This is a genomic window from Pedobacter sp. L105, from assembly GCF_009765875.1.
Taxonomy (GTDB): domain Bacteria; phylum Bacteroidota; class Bacteroidia; order Sphingobacteriales; family Sphingobacteriaceae; genus Pedobacter.
Genome location: NZ_LMUP01000004.1, coordinates 108,005 through 131,818, shown reverse-complemented (window position 1 = coordinate 131,818; position 23,814 = coordinate 108,005). Strand labels below are relative to the sequence as shown.

Below are 23,814 nucleotides of genomic sequence, written 5' to 3'. Positions count from 1 at the left end.
TAGTTGATATGGAGAATAAGAAAAAAGTACTGATCATAGATGACGATAACCGTAATATTTTTGCTTTAACAGCGGTGCTGAAAGCAAAAGGGTATCAATGTCTTTCAGCTATTGGCGGAGAAGAGGGGATACAGTTGATGGAAGAGCAAAAAGATATTGCCGTTGTACTGATGGATATGATGATGCCGGGTATGGATGGTTATCAGGCCATGGCCAGGATGAGCCTGGACCCGGAGCTGAAAGATATACCCGTGATAGCCGTTACCGCACAGGCGATGCTTGGCGACCGGGAGAGATGTTTAAATGCAGGTGCCGTTGGCTATGTTTCTAAACCCATCAATGTAGATAGTTTGACGGATTTGCTGGTAAAATATATATAGATGAACCTGGAATTACCTGTAATTAGTGATGTGCAAGTGGAGGTCTTACTGGCCGACCTCCTGGAGCAGTATGGATATGATTTTACAGGATATTCTAAAGCATCTATCAAAAGAAGGATATTGCGCCTTTATTCATTGGACAAAGCGCTGAGTTTTGCCGAATTCAGGTACAGGATTAATAATGATTCTTTTTATTTTAAACGTTTTGTAGAGCAGATCACCGTTAATGTGACCGAAATGTTCAGGGATCCTGTGTTTTTCAGGACACTCAGAGACGTTGTACTTCCTAAGTTAGGCACTTATCCCTTAATCCGGATCTGGCTTGCCGGCTGTTCAACGGGTGAAGAGGCCTATTCGATTTCTATTATTCTGAAGGAATTGAATTTGTTGCATAAATCCTTGATCTATGCAACAGATCTGAATCCATCGGTATTGGAAAAGGCAGCACAGGGAATGTTTGCTATGAGCCAGATGAAACAATATTCGGAAAATTACATTTTATCCGGGGGTACAGAGGAGTTTTCCAGTTATTATACGGCAAATTATTCGCTGGCGAAGTTTAGTGAGGAACTGAAAAAAAAGATCATTTTTTCCACGCACAACTTGGTTTCAGATCACTCTTTTAATGAATTTCAATTGATCTTGTGCCGTAATGTGCTGATCTATTTTGACCGCGATCTGCAGCATAAGGTGTTACGTCTATTTGATGATAGCCTGGAGGGCCTGGGCTACCTGGCCCTTGGGACAAAGGAAACGCTGGATTTCTCGCCAATCTCACAAAATTATAAAAGGGTCCCTGCAGAGAAAATATGGAGGAAGGTGAGCTGATGGGAAAGTGTGATGCGCTAATTATTGGCGGCTCCGCAGGAAGCCTTGATGTATTACTGAAGGTGCTGCCCCTGCTTAGCACTTCGCTGAGCTTCCCTGTGATCATTGTGATCCACAGGAAACACGGTACAGATTCGCTTTTACCCGAATTACTTTCCGGCCGGACCAGATTATTCGTTAAGGAAGTAAATGAAAAGGAGCCTATTGTTGCGGGCACCGTTTATATCGCGCCTTCCGATTACCATACACTGATTGAACAGGACCGCACTTTTTCCCTGGATTATTCAGAAAAAGTCAACTATTCCCGTCCGGCGATAGATGTTACTTTTCAGACTGCCGCTGAGGTATACCGCGAAAAGTTAGTCTGTTTGTTGTTATCCGGATCTAATGCTGATGGGGTAAACGGGCTGAAAAGTGTTAAAGCCTGGGGCGGAACTGCTATTATTCAGGATCCCGCCACCGCACAGGTTGCTTATATGCCAGAGCAGGCTTCTATACACGTAAAAATAGATTCTATTTTACGCATTGAAGATATGGCAGAATTTATAAATTTGTTGTCCTAAAAGGATTTGTAATGATTGAGCAAAAAAAAGTGTTCATTTTTGATGATAATACTGACATACTGGAATTGTGTACTTTTATTCTGGAAGATGCTGGTTATGAAATTAAAACCTCTTCTACTTCAAATAATATCATCGACCAGGTTTCAGCCTATATACCGGATATTATTTTCATGGATAACTGGTTGCCTGACGTAGGAGGTATTGAGGCCACCAGGGAGCTAAAAACGCATGAGGTGCTAAAGAATATTCCTGTAATCTATTTCTCTGCTAACAATGATGTGATGTCTCTCGCAGATCAGGCCGGAGCTGATGGCTATTTATCAAAACCGTTTGATATTCAGGAGCTGGAAAATATTATTTTGAAACATCTTCCAGCTTAACCCATAGGGTTTACTACATTCCGAGTATATCTACTCCCTGTTCAAAAACAATGTCCACAGGGATTCCTTTTTTGCTTAGGCGGTCCAGATCCGACTGCAACTCCGGAGTAATATTTGCATTCTCTTTCTGCGCTTTTTCTACAGCAGCTTTATCTCCGTTGCCCTGAAGGGTTAGAATAACATTACTTAGGGCATTCATTGCAGTCTCAAATTTAACGAAGTCCACTTTATAGGTTCCGTTTGCATTGCGTATAAATGCTGCCTTTTGTTTGAAGAAGTTGAAGCATTGCATGTTTGCCTGTCCATGTGCATCGGACGCGCCGAAACGCACAGAGCGCAGGATACCTGCCATAAAGGTTGTATAGTAGGCTTTTACATCACCGGTAAGTTCTCTCTTTTTCAGCAGTCCTGTAACCATATAGATACCGAGTATATCCGCTTTGCCTTCTTCCAGCCAGCTGAACTGTTCTTTAAGGGCTGTTTTTACAAATCCTTTACCCGTAATAGTCTTTTTGATACCTAAGCCATGAGCTACTTCATGAAACATAACATTCGTGAAAAAGGCATCAAAATTTACATATTTCTGCTGGTCTTTGTCGATCAGTTCTTTAGAAACCGGCAGCAGGATCTTATCAAATTTTGCTTTCATGGCATTTTTCAGCTGTGCCCTGCGCGTACCTTTTTGCTGCTGGATCACCTCATCATTGGGTAAGTTGACAGCAATGGTTTTAGAGCCTGCGTTACAATTTCCTGCGTAATAAACCACATCGTAGGCGTTTAGCTCTGAATCTGTGCCCGGCGTATCCTTTTTGTATTTTGCTGCTACAGGAAGCCCTTTTTGTAATTCGGGCAGCAGGCTTACGTATTTGGCCAGGCGCTTGCTCCATACTTTGTCTTTTACCAGCACATAAGCCTCAAAGGAAGTACGGGCATTGAATAGCTTGTCTTCATAATTTTCAATGGGCCCGATAATGATATCCAGCGTATTGTTTTTCATATCCAGCCAGGCGTAGTCGCTTGGACCGTACACATCCGAGGTTAAGGCATCGGCCCGAAGGTTAAGATATTTTTTAAATCCAGGGTCATCTGCCTGTAATGCCGCTTGTTTAAGCAGGGCTGAAGCCCTTTGTAATTCAGCAGCAAACAACACATGATAAGGAACAGCAGACAGGTTTCCTTTGGCGTCTTTCTGAATGATGCTGTAGGGATTGAATTTATCTTTCAGGCTTGATTTTTCAAGTTCGGATTTGGTCATTCCGGCAGGATAAAAAGTACTTCCCTCAGGTCTTGTTCCGGTTCCTGAAATAAAAGGTTTGTCGTTATTTAACCTGTCCCAGGGGCCATAGTTTATTTTTATAAAATTTCTTGTTCTTTCATCTTTTGTAGCAGCAATCAGGCTGTCGCGCTGCGGATAGGTTTGTTTCCAGAACAGCTCGTCCATGATTCCGGCTGCTTCTATCAGTAAAGGAAGTACTTTTCGCTGATTTGCGCTCAGTGCGTTGAGGTTCGTTGTGAGTTTTACAGGCTCATAAAGGCCTACCCTGCTGTGTACATAAACCTGTAAGCTATCCTTGGCTACGTTTGGTTTTTCCGTTTTATTCGTCTTTTTTTCGGAAGTGTCAGTGCAGGATCCCAGGCCTGCGATAATAGAGCATCCTACAAAAAATAAGGAAGCTTTAGTGAAATTGTTCATGGTAATTTTTTATAACGCAACTAAATTAGGAAAAATTATAAGCCGGGCATAAAGTTTAACTGTTTCCGGCTCATTTATATAAATAGTAGTAATTTAACCGTTTATATTTACTGCTATGAAACAACATTTTAATTGGAAAAACAAATGGATGCTCTGTGTTCCTTTATTTTTTCTTGCTGCCTGTTCCACAAACAAATATGCGGCTACAAATAAGATTTACAAAGAACAAGCCAAAACCTTTGGAAATACCTTAAAAGCTGATCCGCCGGAAGGCCAGGTAGTGGATTCTGTCAGTCTGGATCAGCAATCCTTTATCGGATCTGTGAATTTTGGTATCCGAAAGCCCAATTATGTGATTATCCATCATACGGCACAAACTTCAACCGACCAGACGATAAAAACATTTTTGCTGAAATCTACTGAAACCAGTGCACATTATGTGATTGGAAGAGACGGCAAAGTGGTGCATATGGTGAACGATTATTTAAGGGCCAATCACGCTGGTGTTGCCAGGTGGGGAAATGAAACCGACCTCAATTCATGTTCTTTAGGCATTGAACTGGATAATAATGGAGACGAACCTTATTCTGATGCCCAGATCAATAGCCTGATGGCGCTTTTAACTACGCTGAAGAAGAAATACAACATCCCTACGCAAAATTTTATCGGACACTCTGATATTGCTCCAAAACGTAAAACCGACCCGAATAAGTTCCCATGGAAGGTGCTTGCGGGCAGGGGCTTCGGATTGTGGTATGATGATGTGCTGCAGATCCCGCCGCCGGAGTTTGACACGGCTATCGCCCTGCGCATCATAGGTTATGATGTTCGGGATATGCATGCTGCTATTATCGCTTTTAAGCGTCATTTCGTGCAAACTGATATCAGTCCTGTATTGACGCAGTCTGATACAATGATCCTGTTTAATTTGTATAGGAAATATATGTAGTTGGAGATCTGTTAGATCATCTGGCTTCGCTTAAAAAATGGTGTATGCTCTATTTCGGCTGCATAATGCGGCGCTGCGCTAGCAAGACGCTAGGCCGAAATAGAGCATACACCATTTTTTTTAAGATTTTACTATAGGGATATCCCAGCCCACCGTGCTACAAAGCGCCGTAAATTTCCAATACCCCCAGGTTATAGGTTTCTATACAAAAGACGAAATACAATATCTCTTGTTATAGATTCCTTATAGGAGCCATTCAAATTTTCCGATCTTTCTATTTTACAATGCTGCAGGCCTTTGTATAAAAGACTAAATACTGTATTCTTTGCTATAAATTTCTTTATAAGATCCAGTTGATACATGATTTTCGTAATCACAAGGCTACATTGCTCTAACAAAAAAATAAATATTCCCGTGTTATAGATCCCTTCATAAGAGCCATTTAAATTTTTTCCGATCTTCCTATTTCACGATGCTGCAGGCCTTTGTATAAAAGACTAAATACTGTATTCTTTGCTATAAATTTCTTTATAAGATCCAGTTGGTATTTGATCTTCCTATTTTACAATGCTGCATGCCTTTGTATAAAAGACTATATACGGTATCCTTTGCTATAAATTTCTTTATAAGAGCCACTTGGTATTTGATCTTTCTATTTCACAATGCTGCAGGCCTTTGTATAAAAGACTAAACAAGATATCTCTTGCTGTAGAACTCTTCATATGAGCCGTTTAACTGTTCTTCTTTCTCTTTTACCAGGCGATAGGTTCTCCGAAAAGAAACTGGAAAAGATATTCCTAATTTAAGATTTCGTCATGAGGTTCATTACAATTTTGCGATCTGCAATGCCACTGCGCTATAGGCTCCATACAATGGATGATCTACAAAAAAGGTGAGTGTACTGTTTTCCGACCTAGCGTCTTGCAAGCGCAGCGCAGCATTATGCAGTCGGAAAACAGTATACTCACCTTTTCAGCGCAGCCAGGTGATCTTTACTGGCTATTAATTCTATTTTTTAGCTTTTGCCCAGGCATCTTTTAACCCTACTGTCTGATTAAAAACCAAATTGTCAGGTGTAGAATCTTGATCCAGGCAATAATAACCTTTACGGATAAACTGATAACGTGAATCCAGATCGGCATTAGCCAGATACGGCTCAATGTATACCTGTTTAATTACCTTCTTGCTGTCAGGGTTCAGGTAATCTTTAAAATCCCCTTCTTCATTATCAGGCGATTCTACAGAGAATAATCTATCGTAAACCCTGATTTCAGCAGTTTTTGCATGAGCAGTACTTACCCAGTGAATAGTTCCTTTAACATGAATTTCACTGGTATCTTCCCCGCTTTTAGATTCAGGGATGTAGCTGCAATGAATTTCAGTAACATTTCCTTCAGCATCTTTTTTGAAATCATCGCACTTTACGATATAGGCATTTTTTAAGCGCACCATGGCACCCGGTGCCAGTCTGAACCATTTTTTTGCAGGTTCTTCCATGAAATCCTCACGTTCAATCCAAAGTTCATTACTGAAAGGAATTTCCCTGGTACCGCCTTTGTCTTCTGCTTCAGGATTATTCTCACCAATAAGGGTTTCTGTTTTTCCTTCTGGATAATTGGTGATGATTAGTTTAATCGGGTCAAGCACCGCCATTACCCGGTTAGCTGTTTTATTTAGGTGCTCACGGATACAAAATTCCAGTAAGCTGAGTTCTATCAGGTTTTCTCTTTTGGCAATACCTATTCTTTCACAAAATTCGCGGATACTTTCCGGGGTATAACCTCTTCTTCTCAGTCCGCTGATGGTTGGCATGCGGGGATCATTCCATCCGTCCACTACATTTTCATTAACCAATTGCAGGAGTTTACGCTTGCTCATCACCGTATAGGTCAAGTTTAAACGTGCAAACTCATATTGATGGGAAGGGAAAATATTCAATTGGGCAATAAACCAGTCGTAGAGCTCACGGTGAGAAACATATTCCAGTGTACAGATAGAATGGGTAATTTCCTCAATGCTGTCACTCTGGCCATGTGCGAAATCGTACATTGGGTAGATACACCATTTATTACCGGTGCGGTGATGTTCTGCATGTTTAATACGATAGATAATAGGATCACGCATGATCATATTAGGGCTGGCCATATCAATTTTTGCACGCAGGATGCAGGTTCCGTCTTCGAAGTCGCCGGCTTTCATTTTGCGGAACAAATCCAGGTTTTCCTCAACGCTGCGGTTCCGGTAAGGACTATCGGTACCCGGTTCTGTAGGTGTTCCTTTTAGCGCAGCAATTTCATCGGCTGTGCCATTGTCTACATAAGCGAGTCCTTTTTCTATCAGCGTAACGGCAAAATCATAAAGGGCATCAAAATAATCTGATGTGTACAATTCATTTTTCCATTCAAAACCCAGCCATTTGATATCTTCCTGCTGACTGTCTACATATTCTGTTTTCTCCGTCACAGGGTTTGTGTCGTCGAATCGCAGGTTGGTGTAACCGCCGTATTTTTGGGTTAACCCAAAATTCAGGCAAATCGCCTTAGCATGACCGATATGCAAATATCCATTAGGCTCTGGGGGGAAACGGGTAACTAAAGTCTTGTATTTTCCGCTATTTAAATCGTTTTCAATGATCTCTTCAATAAAGTTCAATGATCTTTCCTCACTCATAAAAACTGTAAATTTATGGTCAAAGTTAACATAAAAGAGCTAATTTACTTACATTTACGATAGACTATTGGTATATTTTATGAGCAAAACATTAGATCGGCCTATACGGATTTTAGTGGCGAAGGTTGGCCTCGACGGGCATGACCGGGGGGCAAAAGTGATCGCCTCTTCCCTGCGTGATGCAGGTATGGAAGTGATTTATACAGGCTTACGGCAAACTCCGGAAATGGTTGTCAATACAGCTTTACAGGAAGATGTGGATGCCATTGGTGTTTCTATCCTGTCGGGTGCACATATGACGGTTTTCCCGAAAATTATGGAGCTAATGAAGCAGAAACACCTGACTAACGTATTGCTCACCGGCGGTGGGATCATCCCCCAGGCAGATATGGTTAAACTCCAGGATATAGGTGTAGGCGAGCTGTTCGCCCCTGGCACCACTATGCTGACTATTGCAGATTATATCCGTAACTGGACAATTGAAAACAGAAATTTTTAAACATGACCTATCAGAATATTCTTTCAGAAATCAAAACCAACATCCTCTACATTACCATCAACAGGGAAAAAAAACTAAATGCGCTGAATAAAGAAACCCTTGCTGAACTGGCAGATGTAATTGCCTATGCCGAAGAAACCGGGGAGGTGAGGGCTGTACTTTTAACCGGTGCCGGCGAAAAGGCATTTGTAGCGGGTGCTGATATTTCGGAATTTGCAGCTTACAGTACGGCAGAGGGCGAAGAGCTTGCCCGTGTTGGACAGGCTAAAGTTTTCAATGCAATAGAAAACTCTTCCAAACCCTTTCTTGCTGCGATTAACGGATTTGCACTGGGCGGCGGGCTAGAGCTAGCGATGGCCTGCCACATCAGGGTGGCTGCTGAAACCGCCCGGATGGGATTGCCGGAAGTAACACTGGGCTTAATTCCCGGTTATGGCGGTACGCAACGGTTAACTCATTTGGTAGGGAAGGGGAGGGCACTCGAAATGATTACTACTGCCGAAATGATTACCGCAGAAAAGGCAGAAAAAATCGGTTTAGTTAATCATGTGGTACCTTTAGCAGAACTAATTAACAAGGCCGAGGAAATATTAAATAAAATTAAGGAACGAGCTCCTTTAGCCATAGCTTCAGCGATAAAATCAGTCAATGCCGCGAAAGATAAAGATGGGTTTGAAACAGAAATCAAAGAATTTGGTAATTGTTTTGGTACAGAGGACTTTAAGGAAGGAGTGAATGCTTTTCTGGAAAAACGAAGGTCTGAATTTAAGGGGCGCTAACTTTCAGATTATAAATGGATTAACTTTTGACGTATGGTGATTTATGGGGTTTTACGATCAGTTACATCAAAAACATGGAATTAAGGGGAATATAATATATGTATGTAGAAAATAATACCCATCTAAAATATTTCTTTATATTTATCATCAAATTAGTTTAGAATTTGTTGTTAATATGAAAAAAATACTAATAGTAGATGATGAGGTTAATATAGGATTATTATTATCAAAATTCTTAATCAGAAATGGCTTTAGTGTGAATACAGCTACTAGTGGGCTTTCCGCGAACGACTATCTGAGCAAGGATCATTATGACCTGGTACTGTGTGACTACAGGCTGGAGGATACTGATGGCAAAGAGATGCTGATTAAAATAAAAGAAAGTTATCCGGAAACCGGTGTAATTATCATTACGGGTTATTCAGATATTAAGCTGGCTGTTGAATTGATTAAATTAGGCGCTTATGACTATATTACTAAGCCTTTATATCCGGATGAAATTTTAAATACCATAAATAAGGCAATCGATACACAGATTGCCCTTAACGATTCTCTGCATGAAAATGCAAGGGCAGAGGTTAATAAAGTAAAAACACCAAAACCGGTTTATAATCCGGTTGATAACTTTGTTGCAGGACAAAGCCAGGCGTCTAAAGAGCTGTTGAAACAAATTCAGCTGGTGGCGCCCACTTCATACAGTGTTATTCTTACCGGGGAAAGCGGTACCGGGAAAGAGTCTGTTGCCAAGGCGATCCATTTGAACAGCCCGAGAAGGGATAATCCTTTTGTGGCCATGGACTGTGGGTCTTTAACTAAAGAACTGGCAGGGAGTGAATTTTTTGGTCATGAGAAAGGATCTTTTACAGGGGCACTGAATACAAAGATCGGACATTTTGAAATGGCTAACGGGGGAACCCTTTTTCTGGATGAGGTCGGAAATTTATCTTACGAAATTCAGGCTGCATTACTGAGAACCGTTCAGGAAAGAAAAATCAAACGGATAGGAAGTACAAAAGAGATTGACCTGGATGTAAGGATCATCGTGGCAACAAATGAAAACCTATCCAGTGCGATACAAAAAGGCAGGTTCAGGGAAGATTTGTACCACCGTTTCAATGAATTTTCAATTAACCTTCCGCCGCTGAGCCAGCGGGGAAAAGATATTATGATCTTCGCGAAAACATTCCTTGATTTTGCTAATGAAGAACTGGGCAGGGACGTACAGGGTTTTTCTAAGGATGTAGAGGAATGCTTCCTTACCTATAACTGGCCTGGAAATGTCAGGGAACTGAAGAATGTGGTAAGAAGGGCTACGTTGCTGACAGAATCGGATGAAATCCAGCTGAAGGCACTTCCTTTGGAAATCTCTACAGATGCGAAGGTAACGGCTATTGAAAATACCATTCACCGCACACATGAAAAATCAAGGGATTTAAAGAATGCAGCGTCTGAAGCAGAGTATGAGGCCATCCTGAAGGTTTTAAGAGAGGTAAACTTTAACAAAACAAAAGCAGCGAAAATTTTAAACATCGATAGAAAAACACTTTATAATAAGATGAAAGCTATTAACTTAGATACTTAATAGTCTTCACATGTCAATGTTCACCTACAAGCAGCGAAATAACATTAATCTGGTCATTATTATTGCACTTGGCTGCTTGATTGCTTATTCGTTACAGGGAATTTTTGGCTCCATTTTAAGTACACTGGTCTTATATACGATTATGAGACCAGCCTTTCTTTATCTGGTAGAGGTTAAAAAGTTCAACAGAAGCTTGTCGGCCATTATTTTGCTGTTTATCTCCGTCATCGTGATTATCCTGCCGTTCTACACGCTGAGCAGTATGGTGATTGAGAAGATCGGGGAATTACAGAATGACCATTTGTATTTTCAGCGGATGCTGTTTAAATTAAAACACCTTGTTCCTGTAGGTACCGATGCCCAGCATTTGCTGGAAGACGGCCTTAAAAAAGCAGGCGTATGGGCAACAGAGTTGTTCCCCTCACTGATCTCGGGCGCTTTTAATATCGTTCTTGGCTTACTGCTTATGTATTTTATGCTGTATTTCATGCTGGTAGAGAATGAGCAATTTGAATCCGCACTGGTCAAATACGCACCTTTCAGAACACAAAATGCCCACCGGTTTGCACTGGAAATGCGCAATACCACTTACGCTAATGTATTGGGACAGGGTTTGATCGTTATTGTACAGGGATCTTTAGTTGGCCTCTCTTTTTTTATTCTGGGTTACAGCGACCCGGTTTTCTGGGGAGTAATCACCGCCTTTATTTCTTTTGTGCCGATACTTGGGCCGCCCGTTATATTTGTTCCTGCTGCTTTGCTTCAAATAGCCGATGGTCATAATTTTGCCGGCTGGGCGATGCTGATCTTTGGCTTCTTAGTCATTATTAATATCGATAATGTGCTCCGGTTTATGATCGCCAAGCGGGTAGGAAACATCCATCCGATTATCACTGTTATTGGCGTGGTGATAGGAATACCGCTTTTTGGTATCTTAGGGCTCGTTTTTGGGCCGCTCTTACTGTCTTATTTCATCCTGCTGATCAAAATATATGAGACCAGCGCGATGGCTTCTGAAAGATTGGAAAGAATTAAAACAATTTCTGAAGCTGAGTAGTTATAAGAGTCGACACCAATATTATAGCGCTTTTAGATTTAAAATCAATTATTAAACATAAAAATTAAAGTCATGAATGATAACTCAAAAGTATTAATAGGACTATTAACCGGTTTGGCGGCAGGTGCAGCATTAGGATTGTTATTTGCCCCTGAAAAAGGAAGTGAGACCCGCGACAGGTTAAATCAGTCCCTGAAAGATCTTGGCGATTCCATTAAAGACAGGGCCGCTGATGAGATTAATCATTTAGCCAGCCTTAAAGATAAAGTGGTAAGTTCTGTGAAGAACAAAATTAACGAAGATGAGGCATTTGTAGATGATGTTGAACACGCTTAGTTTGTTCGCTGATTCACTTAATAATGCCCAAAGTATAAAGATTAACACTCATGGAAGATAAGAAAGAAAAGAGTATCGAGGAAATATTCACGGAGGCCAGAACTTACGTGGAAACCCGTGTTGAATACACCCGTCTGTTCGCTATTAAAAAGGGATCGAAGGTATTTGCTGACCTGGTGACCACTGCTATTGTAGCGGTTTGTTTTACACTGGCTTTTATCCTTGGCACTGTTACCCTTGCCTTATTCTTGTCTACTGTTTTCCATAGCTATACCGCTGGATTCGGTGCTGTTGCTGTGTTGTATATTATTATGGCCCTTATCGTCTATCTTACCAAGGATAACTTTATTGAAAAGGCAATTGTGAACGCAATTATCAAAAGACATTTTAGAAAATTTGAGGAGGACGAGGAAGATGAGCAAAAAGTATAATTTCAATAACCTGGAAGACCTTAATCACAGGTTGCTTAGTCTTAAGGTTGATTATAAACTGCAGGAAACCATGCTGATTGCCGATGCAAAAGGTTATGTAAAACAATTTACATTTGGCGCCCTGATCAAAAGATATGCTACGCCATCTGCTTTTTTAAAAGCTGATGATAAATTGAATATCAGCAGCAAGCTGATGTCAATGGTATTGCCTGTGTTGATGAACAGTACGCTTTTCCGTGGCTCTGGCTTTATTACAAAAACCCTTGTAGGCTTAGCCACCAGTAAAGTAGGTAAAACGCTGGATGCCGAGCATTTGTCTGCGATATATAATTCCGTAACCGGATTATTCAAGTCGAAGAAAAAGAAAGTAAAATCTGCCGCTTATCTGGATTACGGAATCCCGCCCGATAGCGAAACTTTTTAATAAAAAAAAAGAGGAAGCCAATGACTTCCTCTTTTTTTATGCCTTATAAAGCGCTTTTTATTTTTAACTCTTTGAGTTGTTTCTCATCAATTGTAGATGGGCTGTCAATCATGACGTCTCGCCCTGAATTGTTTTTAGGGAAGGCAATTACATCCCTGATACTGTCCAGGCCTGCAAAAATTGAACATAACCTGTCGAACCCAAATGCGATGCCACCATGCGGAGGTGCTCCAAATTCAAAAGCATCCATCAGGAACCCAAATTGTTTCTGTGCTTCTTCAGCTGAGAAGCCCAGGTGTTTAAACATCAGCGCCTGCAATGTTCTGTCGTGAATACGGATAGAACCGCCGCCGATTTCTGTTCCGTTCACCACCATATCATAGGCATTGGCCCTTACCTCGCCCGGTTGTGTATCCAGTAAGGCAATATCTTCAGGTTTAGGTGAGGTAAAAGGGTGGTGCATCGCGTGGTAACGTTCAGATTCTTCATCCCACTCTAATAGAGGAAAGTCAAGTACCCACAGGGCGCTGAATACGTTTTTATCGCGGAGACCCAGTCTGCTTCCCATTTCCAGACGAAGTTCGCTCAATTGTTTGCGAACCTTGTCTTTTGTTCCTGCCATGATCAGCATTAAATCGCCAGGCTGGGTTTGTAAAACTTCAGCCCATGTTTTGAGGTCGGCCTCTTCGTAGAATTTATCAACCGAAGATTTGATCGAACCATCTTCGTTATGTCTTGCGTAAATCAAGCCTGTAGCGCCGATCTGAGGACGTTTAATAAAGTCGGTCAGCTCATCCATCTGTTTCCGGGTGTAATGTGCACAGCCCTTCGCATTAATACCTATCACCAGTTCTGCATTGTCAAACACAGGGAAGTTTTTTCCTTTTACCAGGTCGTTCAGTTCTACAAAACGCATATCAAAACGGGTGTCCGGTTTATCCGAACCATACCAGCGCATCGCATCTGCATATTGCATTCTTGGTACTTCAGGAAGATCAAAATCTTTTACTTCTTTAAATAAAGTACGGATCAGGCCTTCGAAGGTATTCAGGATATCCTCCTGTTCAATGAATGACATTTCGCAGTCGATCTGCGTAAACTCAGGCTGTCTGTCTGCACGCAGGTCTTCATCCCTGAAACATTTTACAATCTGAAAGTACCTGTCAAAACCCGAAACCATTAAAAGCTGTTTAAAGGTTTGCGGCGACTGTGGCAGGGCGTAAAATTCGCCGGCATTCATGCGGCTTGGAACCACGAAATCGCGGGCCCCTTCCGGAGTAGATTTAATTAAAACCGGGGTTTCAACTTCAATAAAATCCAGGGCATCAAGGTATCTTCTTACAGATTGTGCCATTCTGTGACGCAGAACCATGTTATTTCTAACAGGATTTCTTCTTAAATCCAGGTAACGGTATTTCATCCGGAGATCGTCTCCGCCATCCGTTTCATCTTCGATCATGAAGGGAGGGATTTTAGAAGCGTTCAATATCTCAAGAGCAGTGATTTTTAATTCCACTTCTCCGGTAGGCATCTTCAAATTTTTATTGGAACGTTCAACAACCAGTCCGCTTGCTTTAATCACAAACTCACGGCCTAAACTACGGGCAGCTTCGCAAAGCTCACGGTTGTCATCCATATTAAACACCAATTGGGTGATGCCATAGCGATCACGAATGTCAATAAAAGTCATTCCTCCCAAGTCTCTGGATTTCTGCACCCAACCGCACAGAATTACGTTTTCGCCTAAATTATCAATGGTCAGCGCTCCGCAAGTTGTTGTTCTTAACATTTTTTCAATCGGATTAAGCCGCAAAAATATTCATTTTGAGCCATATATTGCAATACTTGTTGATTTAGCATTTGTATATTCATTTTTTTTTCATTGTAATGCAACGTTTGCTAAAACGTCGTGTCTTTTATAACGAATACGAAGAACATTGGAAACAGTATACATCGATAAGAACATAGACCTCGTGGATGCTTGCCGAAAGGGAAGCCGCAAAGCCCAATTTGAGTTATACAAGTTGTATGAAAGAGCTATGTACAGCGCAGCCCTGAGGATAGTAAATCATGAGGCGGAAGCTGAAGATGTATTACAGGAAGCATTTTTGGAAGCCTTTACCCGTATAAGCGATTTTAGGGGAGATACTACTTTTGGCCTTTGGCTAAAACAGATAACCATCAATAAGTCGATCAATTACCTGAGAAAGAGAAAAGCCGAGTTTGTTAGTGTAGACGGACTGGAAATTGCTGATGAAGTAGCGGAAGATCCCAGAGAACTGGAATGGAAAGTGGAAGAAATAAAAACTGCAGTGCGACTACTGCCGGATGGATACAGGGTGGTTTTAACACTTTATCTTTTTGAGGGATATGATCATGAGGAAATTGCCCATATCCTTAAAATATCGGAAGTGACTTCCCGTTCACAATTAATGCGGGGAAAAATGAAGTTAAAAAATATGTTAGAAAAGAAAGGAGCAAGAGATGCGTATAAAAATTGAGGATTTCATTGAGGAGAACAGAAAGGCATTTGATACTGATGCGCCTTCATCAAAGCTCTGGGAGAAAATTGAACAGGAGCTGGATAAAAAAAACAAAAAAAAAACCGTTAACATCCAATTATGGATTGGCGTAGCTGCGTCTTTAGTTGTACTGCTGAGCTTTACTTTCTTTTATCTCTTTCCGGCAAAAAGAAACAGGCTTAATGTGGCCGACGTGAATCCGGCATATGGAGATACGCAGGTAAAGTTTGCAAGTTTGATTGAACAGAAAAGGGACAGCCTGGAGATTTACGCTCCTTCAAATCCTAAGTTGTATCAGAAGTTCAGCAGAGATCTTCAGAAGCTGAATATAGACTATGAAGGATTGAGGAAAGAGCTGCCATCAAGCCCAAATCAGCAACTCGTGGTAAAAGCCATGATGAGAAACCTGGAAACGCAGCTGCAGTTAGTGAGTCAGCAGTTATCCATTATTACAGAGGTTAGTCAGTATAAAAAGGAGAATAGAATATGAAAAAGTTAATTGTTTGGTGTGTGGTGTTGTGTTCATTTGGTCGGGTATACGCACAGGATTCAGTAGTTGAGGCCAGGAGCACAGTTGATACCAGAGTGGCAGTGAATACAATGGTAAAAGTACATGTGCAGGCTGATCCAGACCAGAATGATGACAGCCGGGTAAAGAATATCAGCAAAACTTTTCCTGCAGATCAGAATGATAAAATTTCACTGAGTAACCAGTATGGGGCGATGGTGATCAAAGTTTGGGATAGAAAGGAAGTAAAAATTGATGTGACGATCAGGGCTAATTCTGGAGGTGATACCCAAAAGTTAATTGACCAGGTGAATATTGTGGCCGGAAAAAGTGGGGATTTGATATCCTGTAAAACGGATATCGACAATGAAAGACGCTGGGGTGGACGCAGTAAATCAAGAGAACTGAAAATCGACTATGTTGTTTATCTGCCTGCAGTGAATGCACTTACCTTATCACAGCAGTTTGGCAATGTAACAATGGGAGATTACTCCGGGCCGGTTTCTGCGAATGTTCAGTATGGTAATTTTGACGCAGGAAACTTGTCGAGCTTAAATAATTATGTTTATGTTCAATATGGTAAAACGACTATTGCGGGGCTGAATAAAGCAACCATTAAACAGGAATATGGTGCAGGATTATCTATTGGTACTGCCGGCACACTGGATGTGGATGCGCAATATGTAAATGTGGCCATCAGTACTATTCGTGGAAATGCAGTGATCAAACAACAATATGGATCGGGCCTGAAGATTGGAACGGTTAATAATCTGGATTTAAATGTAGAATATGCCAATGTCAATGTAGGTGCTATCAGGGGCAATGCCACGATTAAACAGGAATATAATGACCTGACCATTGCTTCGGTAGGCAAACTTAACCTGAGAGCAGAGTATGCAGGGGTAAATATCGGTACTTTGAGAGGAGACGGGCATTTTAACCTGAGTTATAATAAATTGAATATAGCTACTGTTGGTACAGGCTGTAAAAGCCTGACGGCAGACGTGGAATATGTAGACGTAAACCTTGGCTTTGCTGAGGGTTACAATGCAAATTTTAACGTGGTGAAAAGTTACGGGGGCTTCAGATATGGCAGTAATGTAAGGGTGAGTTCAACAGGAAGAAGAAATGAGGACGATGATTCTTCTACAAAAAATTATTCCGGAACAATAGGGAGTGGTGGCAGTTCAGAAGTAAGAATAAAGGCTGAATACGGATCAGTTGTGTTTAAATAGACCTGCTGTAAAAACCAAAATTTAAAAAGCTTGTTGATTATTCGGCAGGCTTTTTTTATATTACCTCTACAGACGCTCATTATATGGAATATTTTACTACCGCTGAAGCATGGATCTCCCTGCTTACACTTACGCTTTTAGAAATTGTACTGGGAATAGACAATATTGTTTTTATCTCTATTCTTTCGGGCAAACTCCCTGCAAATCAGCAGCAAAAAGGCAGGCAGCTGGGATTGGGCCTGGCCATGATCACCAGGATTTTGCTACTGTTGTCACTGAGCTGGGTAATGAGCCTTACTGCACCCTTGTTTAATATTGGTGAATGGCTCAACCTGGATAATAAAGAGTGGCTGGAGAAACTGGCTATTTCAGGACGTGACCTGATCCTGCTATCCGGAGGAATGTTCCTGATCTATAAAAGTACGCATGAGATCCACTTGAAACTGGAAGGCGAAGAAGATGAGGAAGGCAAGGTTAAAGTTCACTCTTTTGCCGGTGTGATTGCGCAAATACTGGTTTTGGATATTGTTTTTTCCCTGGATTCGGTAATCACGGCCATTGGTATGGCAGAACATGTACAGATTATGATTGCTGCGGTGATCATTGCGGTACTGATCATGATGGCTTCTGCCAATGCGATCAGCGGATTTGTAAATAACCATCCTACCGTGAAGATGCTTGCACTTTCCTTTTTGCTGCTGATAGGTGTTTCACTGCTGGCAGAAGGCCTTGACCAGCATATTCCCAAAGGATATATTTATTTTGCCATGGCTTTTTCTATTCTGGTAGAGATGCTGAATTTAAAAATGAAAAAAAATTCAGCCAAGCCTTTGCAGCTCCGCAATAAGGCGAGCGAGAAAAAATTATAACTTTGAGGCCCTTAATCAGGCTAAAAACAACAGCGAATTATGATTACTTTTTTTGAAGCTTCTCTGGCAGAGCTTTCTATACATAGAATAGGCAATAAAGCACAGGATGAATTTTATGTGCTGTCGGAAGCTTCCCTGCAGATACAGGATGAACACCTGAAGAACCTGCTTATACAATATTTTTTGAGTCCCTATGAAAAGGTGAATGAGATCTACCGTCTTTTTCATCCCAATGACGACCTGAACCTGAATGAGGTGTATCACTTTGTGGAGCAGATTTTTGAAAACGGACAGAATTTTCATAAAAACAGTGAGCAGCTGGCTAAATATCTTTACGAGATCTCCAATCACCCTAAAATTAAAGCAGGAGAGTTGTATGTGGTATATTTTGAAAATGTACAGATAGAGGGCGACCTGCATGATGCCATTGGTATTTTCAAATCTGAAACCAAGGAGACCTATTTAAAGGTTTATCCTGACCAGGCAGGTTTTGCGCTGAGTTATGAGGAAGAGGCGATCAATATCAATAAGCTGGATAAGGGCTGCCTGATTTTTAATACAGAAAAAGAGGAAGGTTATAAGGTGGCCGTTATTGACCAGACCAACCGCAGTGCAGAAGCCGTTTACTGGAAGGATGAGTTCCTGAAGCTGAAAGTGAGAAATGATAATTACAACCAGACAAATAATGTGCTGGGGGTATATAAAAGTTTTGTAACGGATAAACTCGACCAGGAGTATGAGATCACCAAGGCGGATAAAATAGACCTGCTGAACCGCTCCATGAAGTATTTCAAGGAAAAGGAGAGTTTTGATCTGGATGAATTTTCGCAGGAAGTGATTGGAAATAAAGAAGGTATAGAATCTTTTAAAAACTATAAAAAGAGTTATGAAGATGAATTTGATACTTCCATAGCAGACAGCTTTGATATTTCAGGTGCTGCAGTAAAAAAACAGGCAAAAGCTTTTAAAAGCGTGTTAAAACTCGATAAGAATTTCCATATCTATATTCATGGGGATAAGGAATTGATAGAGAAGGGATTTGATGAAGACAAATCGATGAATTATTATAAGGTATATTTTAAGGAAGAAGAGTAGCTCTTCTTCCTTGTATAGGTTACAATACCCTCAATAATAATCCTTTCAGATATTCTCCTTCCGGGAAGGAGATCCTTACCGGATGATCTTCCGGCTGATGAAATTGTTTGATGATCTGTACTTCCCTGCCGGCATCCAGCGCAGCCCAGGCAATGATCTGTTTAAATGTTTCCAGGTCTACTGCTCCGGAACAGGAGTAGGTAGCCAGTATCCCGCCGCTTTTAAGCAGCAACATACCTAAACGATTAAGGTCTTTATAGGCCCTTGCCGCCCTGTCAAGGGCAGAGCGTGAAGGCGCATATTTTGGCGGGTCCAGGATGATGACATCAAACGTTTTTCCTTCTTCTTTAAAAATACGGAGTTGTTTATTTACGTCCGACTGAACGCTGGTCTGCTGATCTTCGGTAAAGCCATTCAAACCAAGGTTATGTTTTAACGTTTCTATGGCCAGTGCCGAACTGTCTACACTGGTCACGTGGTTTGCTCCTTTTTTCAGGCTGTTTAAGGTGAAACCTCCGCTGTAGCAAAAGCAGTCGAGAACATCTTTTCCACTCGTATAAGCGGCCAGTATTTCGCGGTTATCCCGCTGATCGCAATAAAAGCCTGATTTTTGTCCGTCAGCAATATTGATATGGTAACGGACACCATTTTCTTTCACTTCAATAAATTCCGGAGGTGTTTCGCCCCAAAGTAAACCTTGCGAAACTTCCAGGTTCTCATGTGTCCTGGCCGTAGCATCACTTTTATCAAATATCCCTGTAGGGTTAAGCTCTGTTCTTAAAACATCGATGATATCATCTTTTACGTTTTCTATTCCTGCACTCAGGATCTGCAGTGAAAGGAAGTCGGCATATTTGTCTACAATGAGCCCGGGAAGATAATCAGCTTCGCTGAAAACAAGACGGCAGGTATTGGTATCGTTATTATCCAATACATGTGCCCTGGAAGCGATAGCCTGTTTAAGTTTTGCTTCGTACCATTGTTTGTCAATGATCTTCTCCTCGTCCCATTCCAGCAGTCTTACGGCTACCCTCGACTGATTGTTGTAGTATCCATAGGCCAAAAAAGATTTGTCGGCTCCAAAAACTTTTACCACTTCACCATTGAGCGGAGCCCCTTTCACTTTGTCTATTGCTCCCGAAAATATCCAGGGGTGCCTTTGGAGTGCGGCTTTTTCTTTGCCTTTCTTTAATAAAACATCAATCATGCCGCAAAGGTAGTAAAAAGGCTTAGGCAATAAAGGGCAATTTATCTGCTGAAGATTCGTAATTTTATCTCAATTTGTTTTTTTAATCGTATGGAAGAGATCAATTGGAGTGATTTTGAAAAAGTAGAATTGAGGGCAGGCACCATTCTGGAGGTAATGGATTTTCCAGAAGCCCGGAATCCCGCCTATAAAGTAAAAGTTGATTTTGGGGAATATGGAGTGAAAATGAGCAGTGCACAGATTACCGCTCATTATACCAAAGAAGAGCTTACAGGGCAGCAGATTGTGGGGATTATCAATTTTCCAAGAAAGCAGATCGGCAAGTTTATGTCAGAATTTCTGGTTACCGGTTTTGCAGATGAGCATGGGGATATCGTATTAACAACGCTGAAGGGCAAAGTTCCCAACGGCAGTAAAATGGCCTAAATGAGTTATTATAGTTTTTCGGGCGAGAAAGACCTGCAGCAGGAAGATGAACATTATATGTTGCTGGCATTGCATGAGGCGCAAAAAGCATTTGAGAGTGATGAAATACCTATTGGTGCCGTCATTGTATGCAAAGGAAGGATTGTAGGCCGTGGTTATAACCTGACAGAGCAGTTGAACGATGTCACCGCACATGCAGAGATGCAGGCTTTTACGGCTGCCAGCCAAACCCTGGGAGGGAAGTATTTAAAAGACTGTACGTTGTATGTTACTATAGAGCCCTGTGTGATGTGTGCAGGAGCGGCCTATTGGACTCAGATAGGCAGAATTGTGTATGGGGCTGCTGAAGAAAAGAGGGGCTTTACTACTAAAAGCAATAATTTGCTTCATCCTAAGACTATTCTGAAAAGCGGGGTGCGTGCTGCAGAATGCGGAGCGCTGATGACACGGTTTTTTGCAGATAAAAGGGGTTAATTTGACAAACCCTTGAATAAAACAAAAATAAGTATTGAACAAAACCAAACCTCATATGTTATATTTGTTCAAGAATAAAATTTTAAAAACTTAAAAACATAATTTATGGCTTTTGAATTACCTGCGTTACCTTACGCAACAGATGCACTAGAACCGCATATCGATAAACAAACCATGGAAATTCACCATGACAAACATCATCAGGCTTATGTTACTAATTTAAATAAAGCTTTAGAAGGTAAACCTGAGGCTACACACAGCATTGATGATATCGTAAAAAATATATCTAAATTTCCTGCTCCGGTAAGAAATAATGGTGGTGGTCACTATAACCACTCTTTGTTCTGGGAAGTAATGGGCCACGGTAAAGGTGGTGAGCCAACAGGAGAATTAGCTGAAGCGATTAAATCTGCTTTTGGTTCTTTCGCTGATTTCAAAACTAAATTTGCTGAAGCTGGTGCAACCCGTTTCGGTTCTGGATGGGCATGGTTAAGCGTTGGTGCTGATCATAAACTGGTTGTTTCTTCTACACCTAATCAGGATAATCCTTTAATGGATATCGCTGAAGTAAAAGGTACACCAATCTTAGGAATGGATGTTTGGGAACATGCTTATTACTTAAAATATCAAAATAAACGTCCTGATTATATTGCTGCATTCTGGAATGTAGTAAATTGGGATGCTGTTGCTGAACGCTTCAAAAAAGCACAAGCATAGTTTTTAGGAGCTTTTTCAAGCTTCGCTTAAAAAAGAGTAACCCCTTTTCAATGCCTTCAAGCGCGTTTCAGCGGTTGGCAGCATTGAAAAGGGGTTACTCTTTTTTAATAGATTTTCCTGTAGCATGGTGGCTGGTAAAACTGGCTGGTAAGACGAATTATTGCAGGCGTATTTTTATATGCCTACGATATCTTTACTTTTTTTTTGCTTCATTGCTTTTGGGATCACTGCAAGGATCTCTTCCCGTAGTGCGTTCAGCATTCTTTTTTTGATGTAGTTCTTGTGGGTTACCAGGCTGATTTCCCTTACAGGCTCCGGTGATTTAAAAGAACGCACTTTACTGAGTTGTTTAGGGGTTAGGTCTACTAGCGCCAGTTCAGGAAGCAGCGTTGCCCCGTTGTTCATGTCTACCATCCGAATCAGGGTTTCTACGCTTCCTGTATTGTAAGTTAATCCCTGTATGCGGTTGTCTTTGGTCGACCTGCAGATATTCAGCACCTGTGAGCGCATGCAATGCCCTTCATTGAGCAGCCAGATGTTTTCATCCTCCAGGTCGTTGGCGTCTATATTCTTTTTCTTGAACAGCTTGCTGTTTTTGCTGATGTAGGTGACAAAGGTTTCGTAATACATCGGGATTTCCGAGATGGAGTTATCCGCAAGGGGTGTAGCCAGGATACCGCAGTCCAAAACACCTGTTTTCAAGTGATGGATGATATCTTCTGTGGTGTATTCCCAGATAAGTAGTTTAAGATCGGGATATTTCTCCATCATGGAGGCAATTACCTGTGGAAGGAGATAGGGGGCTACGGTAGGTATGATGCCTACTTTTAACTCGCCAACAATATCCTGCTGCTGACTGCTGATGATTTCTTTGATTTTCTGGCTTTCCTGCAAGACCAGGCGGGCCTGCTCTATGACCTGAGAACCAATTTCAGTAGGGATAACAGGCTGTTTGCTTCTGTCAAATATTTTTACATTTAACATTTCCTCCAGCTTTTGCACCTGCATGCTCAAAGTGGGCTGTGTAACGAAGCATTTTTCTGCAGCTCCTACAAAACTTCTGTAAGTATCTACAGCTACAATATATTCAAGTTGCACTAAAGTCATATAGCTAAAATTTATTCTCTTTTGCAAAGATATAAATTTTAGCTATGATCTATGAGGTTAAACGTGTTTGGCTAAAAAATCCTGATAAGCCAGGTGAATGCCTTCTTCCAGCTCTATCTGATGTTTCCATCCTAACTGGTGCAACTTAGATACATCCATTAGTTTACGTGGTGTACCATCTGGTTTAGTACTGTCAAATGTAAGTTCTCCTTCAAAACCTACCACTTTTTTGATCAGTAAAGCGAGGTCTTTGATGGTTAAATCTACACCTGTACCGATATTGATCAGGTTAGGTTCATTGTAAGTTTCCATTAAGAAGTAACAGGCATCAGCCAGGTCGTCTGCAAATAGAAATTCGCGCATTGGTGATCCCGAGCCCCAGATAACCACTTCAGGAGTGCCATTTGTTTTTGCTTCATGGAATTTACGGATCAGTGCCGGCAGTACGTGAGAGTTCTGAGGGTGGTAATTGTCATTGTATCCATATAGGTTGGTTGGCATTACGGAAATGAAATTACTGTCATATTGATCGCGGTAAGCATCACACATTTTAATCCCTGCAATTTTAGCAATTGCATAAGGCTCATTGGTTTCTTCGAGCAGGCCTGTCAACAGGTATTCTTCTTTAAGGGGCTGTGGAGCTAGTTTTGGATAAATACAGCTGGAGCCTAAAAACATCAATTTTTTGACGTCATTTTTATAGGCCTGGTGGATTACATTGTTCTGGATAGCGAGGTTTTCATAAAGGAAGTCGGCCCTATAGGTGTTATTGGCTACAATTCCGCCTACTTTAGCTGCGGCAAGAAATACATAGTCGGGTTTTTCAGTACTAAAAAATTCTGTTACAGCTTGCTGATCCCTAAGGTCCAGTTCTGCTGATGTCCTGGTAATCAGATTGGAGTACCCTTCTTTAACCAATTTACGGTAAATGGCTGATCCAACCATACCACGGTGTCCTGCAATATAAATTTTAGCGTTCTTTTCCAATGTTGTTGTAATTTTAAGGTTTCTGCAAATATTTCGTAAATATAATTATTATTTATTTGTGCTCAGGATCTGATCTGCAGGATGAATTGAAACCGG

Annotated in this window: 26 protein-coding genes; 20 read left to right on the top strand and 6 right to left on the bottom strand. The window is 41.2% G+C overall.

The features are described 5' to 3' along the window. Positions 1–8: 8 nt before the first annotated feature. Genes GSQ84_RS05675 through GSQ84_RS05660 form a run of 4 tightly spaced genes read left to right on the top strand, consistent with a single transcriptional unit; the run spans position 9 to position 2,151 of the window. Complete coding sequence (locus GSQ84_RS05675; protein ID WP_158796298.1) at positions 9–380, top strand: two-component system response regulator; 372 nt, start codon at positions 9–11, stop codon at positions 378–380. Next, complete coding sequence (locus tag GSQ84_RS05670; RefSeq protein WP_158796297.1) at positions 381–1,208, top strand: protein-glutamate O-methyltransferase CheR; 828 nt, start codon at positions 381–383, stop codon at positions 1,206–1,208. Continuing rightward, complete coding sequence (locus GSQ84_RS05665) at positions 1,190–1,771, top strand: chemotaxis protein CheB (RefSeq protein ID WP_174238632.1); 582 nt, start codon at positions 1,190–1,192, stop codon at positions 1,769–1,771. Before GSQ84_RS05670 ends, GSQ84_RS05665 begins: the two co-directional genes overlap by 19 nt. A gap of 11 nt (positions 1,772–1,782) precedes the next feature. Continuing rightward, complete coding sequence (locus tag GSQ84_RS05660) at positions 1,783–2,151, top strand: response regulator (RefSeq protein WP_158796296.1); 369 nt, start codon at positions 1,783–1,785, stop codon at positions 2,149–2,151. A gap of 13 nt (positions 2,152–2,164) precedes the next feature. Here the strand turns inward: GSQ84_RS05660 and GSQ84_RS05655 are convergent, their stop codons facing one another. After that, positions 2,165–3,844 (bottom strand): Zn-dependent hydrolase, encoded by a 1,680-nt coding sequence (locus tag GSQ84_RS05655; protein WP_158796295.1) that lies wholly within the window; start codon positions 3,842–3,844, stop codon positions 2,165–2,167. A gap of 115 nt (positions 3,845–3,959) precedes the next feature. Between GSQ84_RS05655 and GSQ84_RS05650 the strand changes: the two genes are divergently transcribed. Continuing rightward, complete coding sequence (locus GSQ84_RS05650) at positions 3,960–4,793, top strand: N-acetylmuramoyl-L-alanine amidase (RefSeq protein WP_158796294.1); 834 nt, start codon at positions 3,960–3,962, stop codon at positions 4,791–4,793. A gap of 1,008 nt (positions 4,794–5,801) precedes the next feature. On the opposite strand, the gene GSQ84_RS05645 is transcribed toward GSQ84_RS05650, so the two are convergent. Further along, entirely contained in the window at positions 5,802–7,463 is a 1,662-nt protein-coding gene (locus GSQ84_RS05645; RefSeq protein WP_158796293.1) for a glutamine--tRNA ligase/YqeY domain fusion protein, read from the bottom strand. A gap of 79 nt (positions 7,464–7,542) precedes the next feature. On the opposite strand from GSQ84_RS05645, the gene GSQ84_RS05640 reads away from it, so the two are divergent. The 7 genes from GSQ84_RS05640 (at position 7,543) to GSQ84_RS05610 (ending at position 12,571) form a co-directional block, all read left to right on the top strand. Continuing rightward, positions 7,543–7,962, top strand: a complete 420-nt coding sequence (locus GSQ84_RS05640) for a cobalamin B12-binding domain-containing protein (protein WP_158796292.1) — start codon at positions 7,543–7,545, stop codon at positions 7,960–7,962. A gap of 2 nt (positions 7,963–7,964) precedes the next feature. After that, positions 7,965–8,741 (top strand): enoyl-CoA hydratase/isomerase family protein, encoded by a 777-nt coding sequence (locus GSQ84_RS05635; protein WP_158796291.1) that lies wholly within the window; start codon positions 7,965–7,967, stop codon positions 8,739–8,741. Between the two features lie 175 nt (positions 8,742–8,916). Then, positions 8,917–10,323 (top strand): sigma-54 dependent transcriptional regulator, encoded by a 1,407-nt coding sequence (locus GSQ84_RS05630; protein WP_158796290.1) that lies wholly within the window; start codon positions 8,917–8,919, stop codon positions 10,321–10,323. A 10-nt stretch (positions 10,324–10,333) separates the two neighbouring features. Further along, positions 10,334–11,380: an AI-2E family transporter gene (locus tag GSQ84_RS05625; RefSeq protein ID WP_158796289.1), complete on the top strand. Its 1,047-nt coding sequence runs from the start codon at positions 10,334–10,336 to the stop codon at positions 11,378–11,380. 72 nt (positions 11,381–11,452) lie between these two features. Then, a complete protein-coding gene (locus tag GSQ84_RS05620) occupies positions 11,453–11,716 on the top strand; it encodes a YtxH domain-containing protein (protein ID WP_158796288.1) in 264 nt (87 codons plus the stop codon). 50 nt (positions 11,717–11,766) lie between these two features. Beyond that, positions 11,767–12,147 carry a phage holin family protein gene (locus GSQ84_RS05615; protein WP_158796287.1) on the top strand — a complete coding sequence of 127 codons (381 nt, stop codon included), beginning with the start codon at positions 11,767–11,769 and terminating at the stop codon, positions 12,145–12,147. After that, positions 12,131–12,571 carry a hypothetical protein gene (locus tag GSQ84_RS05610; protein WP_158796286.1) on the top strand — a complete coding sequence of 147 codons (441 nt, stop codon included), beginning with the start codon at positions 12,131–12,133 and terminating at the stop codon, positions 12,569–12,571. The genes GSQ84_RS05615 and GSQ84_RS05610 overlap by 17 nt, the downstream gene beginning before the upstream one ends. A 43-nt stretch (positions 12,572–12,614) precedes the next feature. Here the strand turns inward: GSQ84_RS05610 and aspS are convergent, their stop codons facing one another. Beyond that, a complete protein-coding gene (aspS, locus tag GSQ84_RS05605; protein WP_158796285.1) occupies positions 12,615–14,360 on the bottom strand; it encodes an aspartate--tRNA ligase in 1,746 nt (581 codons plus the stop codon). A 148-nt stretch (positions 14,361–14,508) separates the two neighbouring features. Between aspS and GSQ84_RS05600 the strand changes: the two genes are divergently transcribed. The 5 genes from GSQ84_RS05600 (at position 14,509) to GSQ84_RS05580 (ending at position 18,800) form a co-directional block, all read left to right on the top strand. Beyond that, positions 14,509–15,072 (top strand): RNA polymerase sigma factor, encoded by a 564-nt coding sequence (locus tag GSQ84_RS05600; protein WP_158796284.1) that lies wholly within the window; start codon positions 14,509–14,511, stop codon positions 15,070–15,072. After that, on the top strand, positions 15,056–15,583 hold the full coding sequence (locus GSQ84_RS05595; protein WP_158796283.1) for a hypothetical protein: 528 nt from the start codon (positions 15,056–15,058) through the stop codon (positions 15,581–15,583). Before GSQ84_RS05600 ends, GSQ84_RS05595 begins: the two co-directional genes overlap by 17 nt. After that, positions 15,580–16,836 carry a hypothetical protein gene (locus GSQ84_RS05590; protein WP_158796282.1) on the top strand — a complete coding sequence of 419 codons (1,257 nt, stop codon included), beginning with the start codon at positions 15,580–15,582 and terminating at the stop codon, positions 16,834–16,836. Before GSQ84_RS05595 ends, GSQ84_RS05590 begins: the two co-directional genes overlap by 4 nt. Positions 16,837–16,919: 83 nt before the next feature. Further along, positions 16,920–17,705 carry a TerC family protein gene (locus GSQ84_RS05585; protein WP_158796281.1) on the top strand — a complete coding sequence of 262 codons (786 nt, stop codon included), beginning with the start codon at positions 16,920–16,922 and terminating at the stop codon, positions 17,703–17,705. A gap of 39 nt (positions 17,706–17,744) precedes the next feature. Beyond that, entirely contained in the window at positions 17,745–18,800 is a 1,056-nt protein-coding gene (locus GSQ84_RS05580; RefSeq protein ID WP_158796280.1) for a nucleoid-associated protein, read from the top strand. A 19-nt stretch (positions 18,801–18,819) separates the two neighbouring features. Here GSQ84_RS05580 and GSQ84_RS05575 read toward each other — a convergent pair whose 3' ends face one another. After that, positions 18,820–20,007 (bottom strand): class I SAM-dependent rRNA methyltransferase, encoded by a 1,188-nt coding sequence (locus tag GSQ84_RS05575; protein ID WP_158796279.1) that lies wholly within the window; start codon positions 20,005–20,007, stop codon positions 18,820–18,822. 90 nt (positions 20,008–20,097) lie between these two features. Here GSQ84_RS05575 and GSQ84_RS05570 point away from each other — a divergent pair, with 90 nt between their 5' ends. From GSQ84_RS05570 to GSQ84_RS05560, 3 genes are all read left to right on the top strand, one after another. Beyond that, complete coding sequence (locus GSQ84_RS05570) at positions 20,098–20,433, top strand: tRNA-binding protein (RefSeq protein WP_158796278.1); 336 nt, start codon at positions 20,098–20,100, stop codon at positions 20,431–20,433. Continuing rightward, on the top strand, positions 20,434–20,907 hold the full coding sequence (locus GSQ84_RS05565) for a nucleoside deaminase (protein ID WP_158796277.1): 474 nt from the start codon (positions 20,434–20,436) through the stop codon (positions 20,905–20,907). Positions 20,908–21,012: 105 nt separating this feature from the next. Next, positions 21,013–21,624: a superoxide dismutase gene (locus tag GSQ84_RS05560; protein ID WP_158796276.1), complete on the top strand. Its 612-nt coding sequence runs from the start codon at positions 21,013–21,015 to the stop codon at positions 21,622–21,624. A gap of 174 nt (positions 21,625–21,798) precedes the next feature. On the opposite strand, the gene GSQ84_RS05555 is transcribed toward GSQ84_RS05560, so the two are convergent. Both GSQ84_RS05555 and GSQ84_RS05550 read right to left on the bottom strand, forming a co-directional pair. Continuing rightward, positions 21,799–22,731 (bottom strand): hydrogen peroxide-inducible genes activator, encoded by a 933-nt coding sequence (locus GSQ84_RS05555; RefSeq protein ID WP_158796275.1) that lies wholly within the window; start codon positions 22,729–22,731, stop codon positions 21,799–21,801. A gap of 57 nt (positions 22,732–22,788) precedes the next feature. Continuing rightward, positions 22,789–23,718, bottom strand: coding sequence for a GDP-L-fucose synthase (locus GSQ84_RS05550; protein WP_158796274.1), 930 nt, complete (start codon positions 23,716–23,718; stop codon positions 22,789–22,791). Between the last annotated feature and the right edge of the window lie 96 nt (positions 23,719–23,814).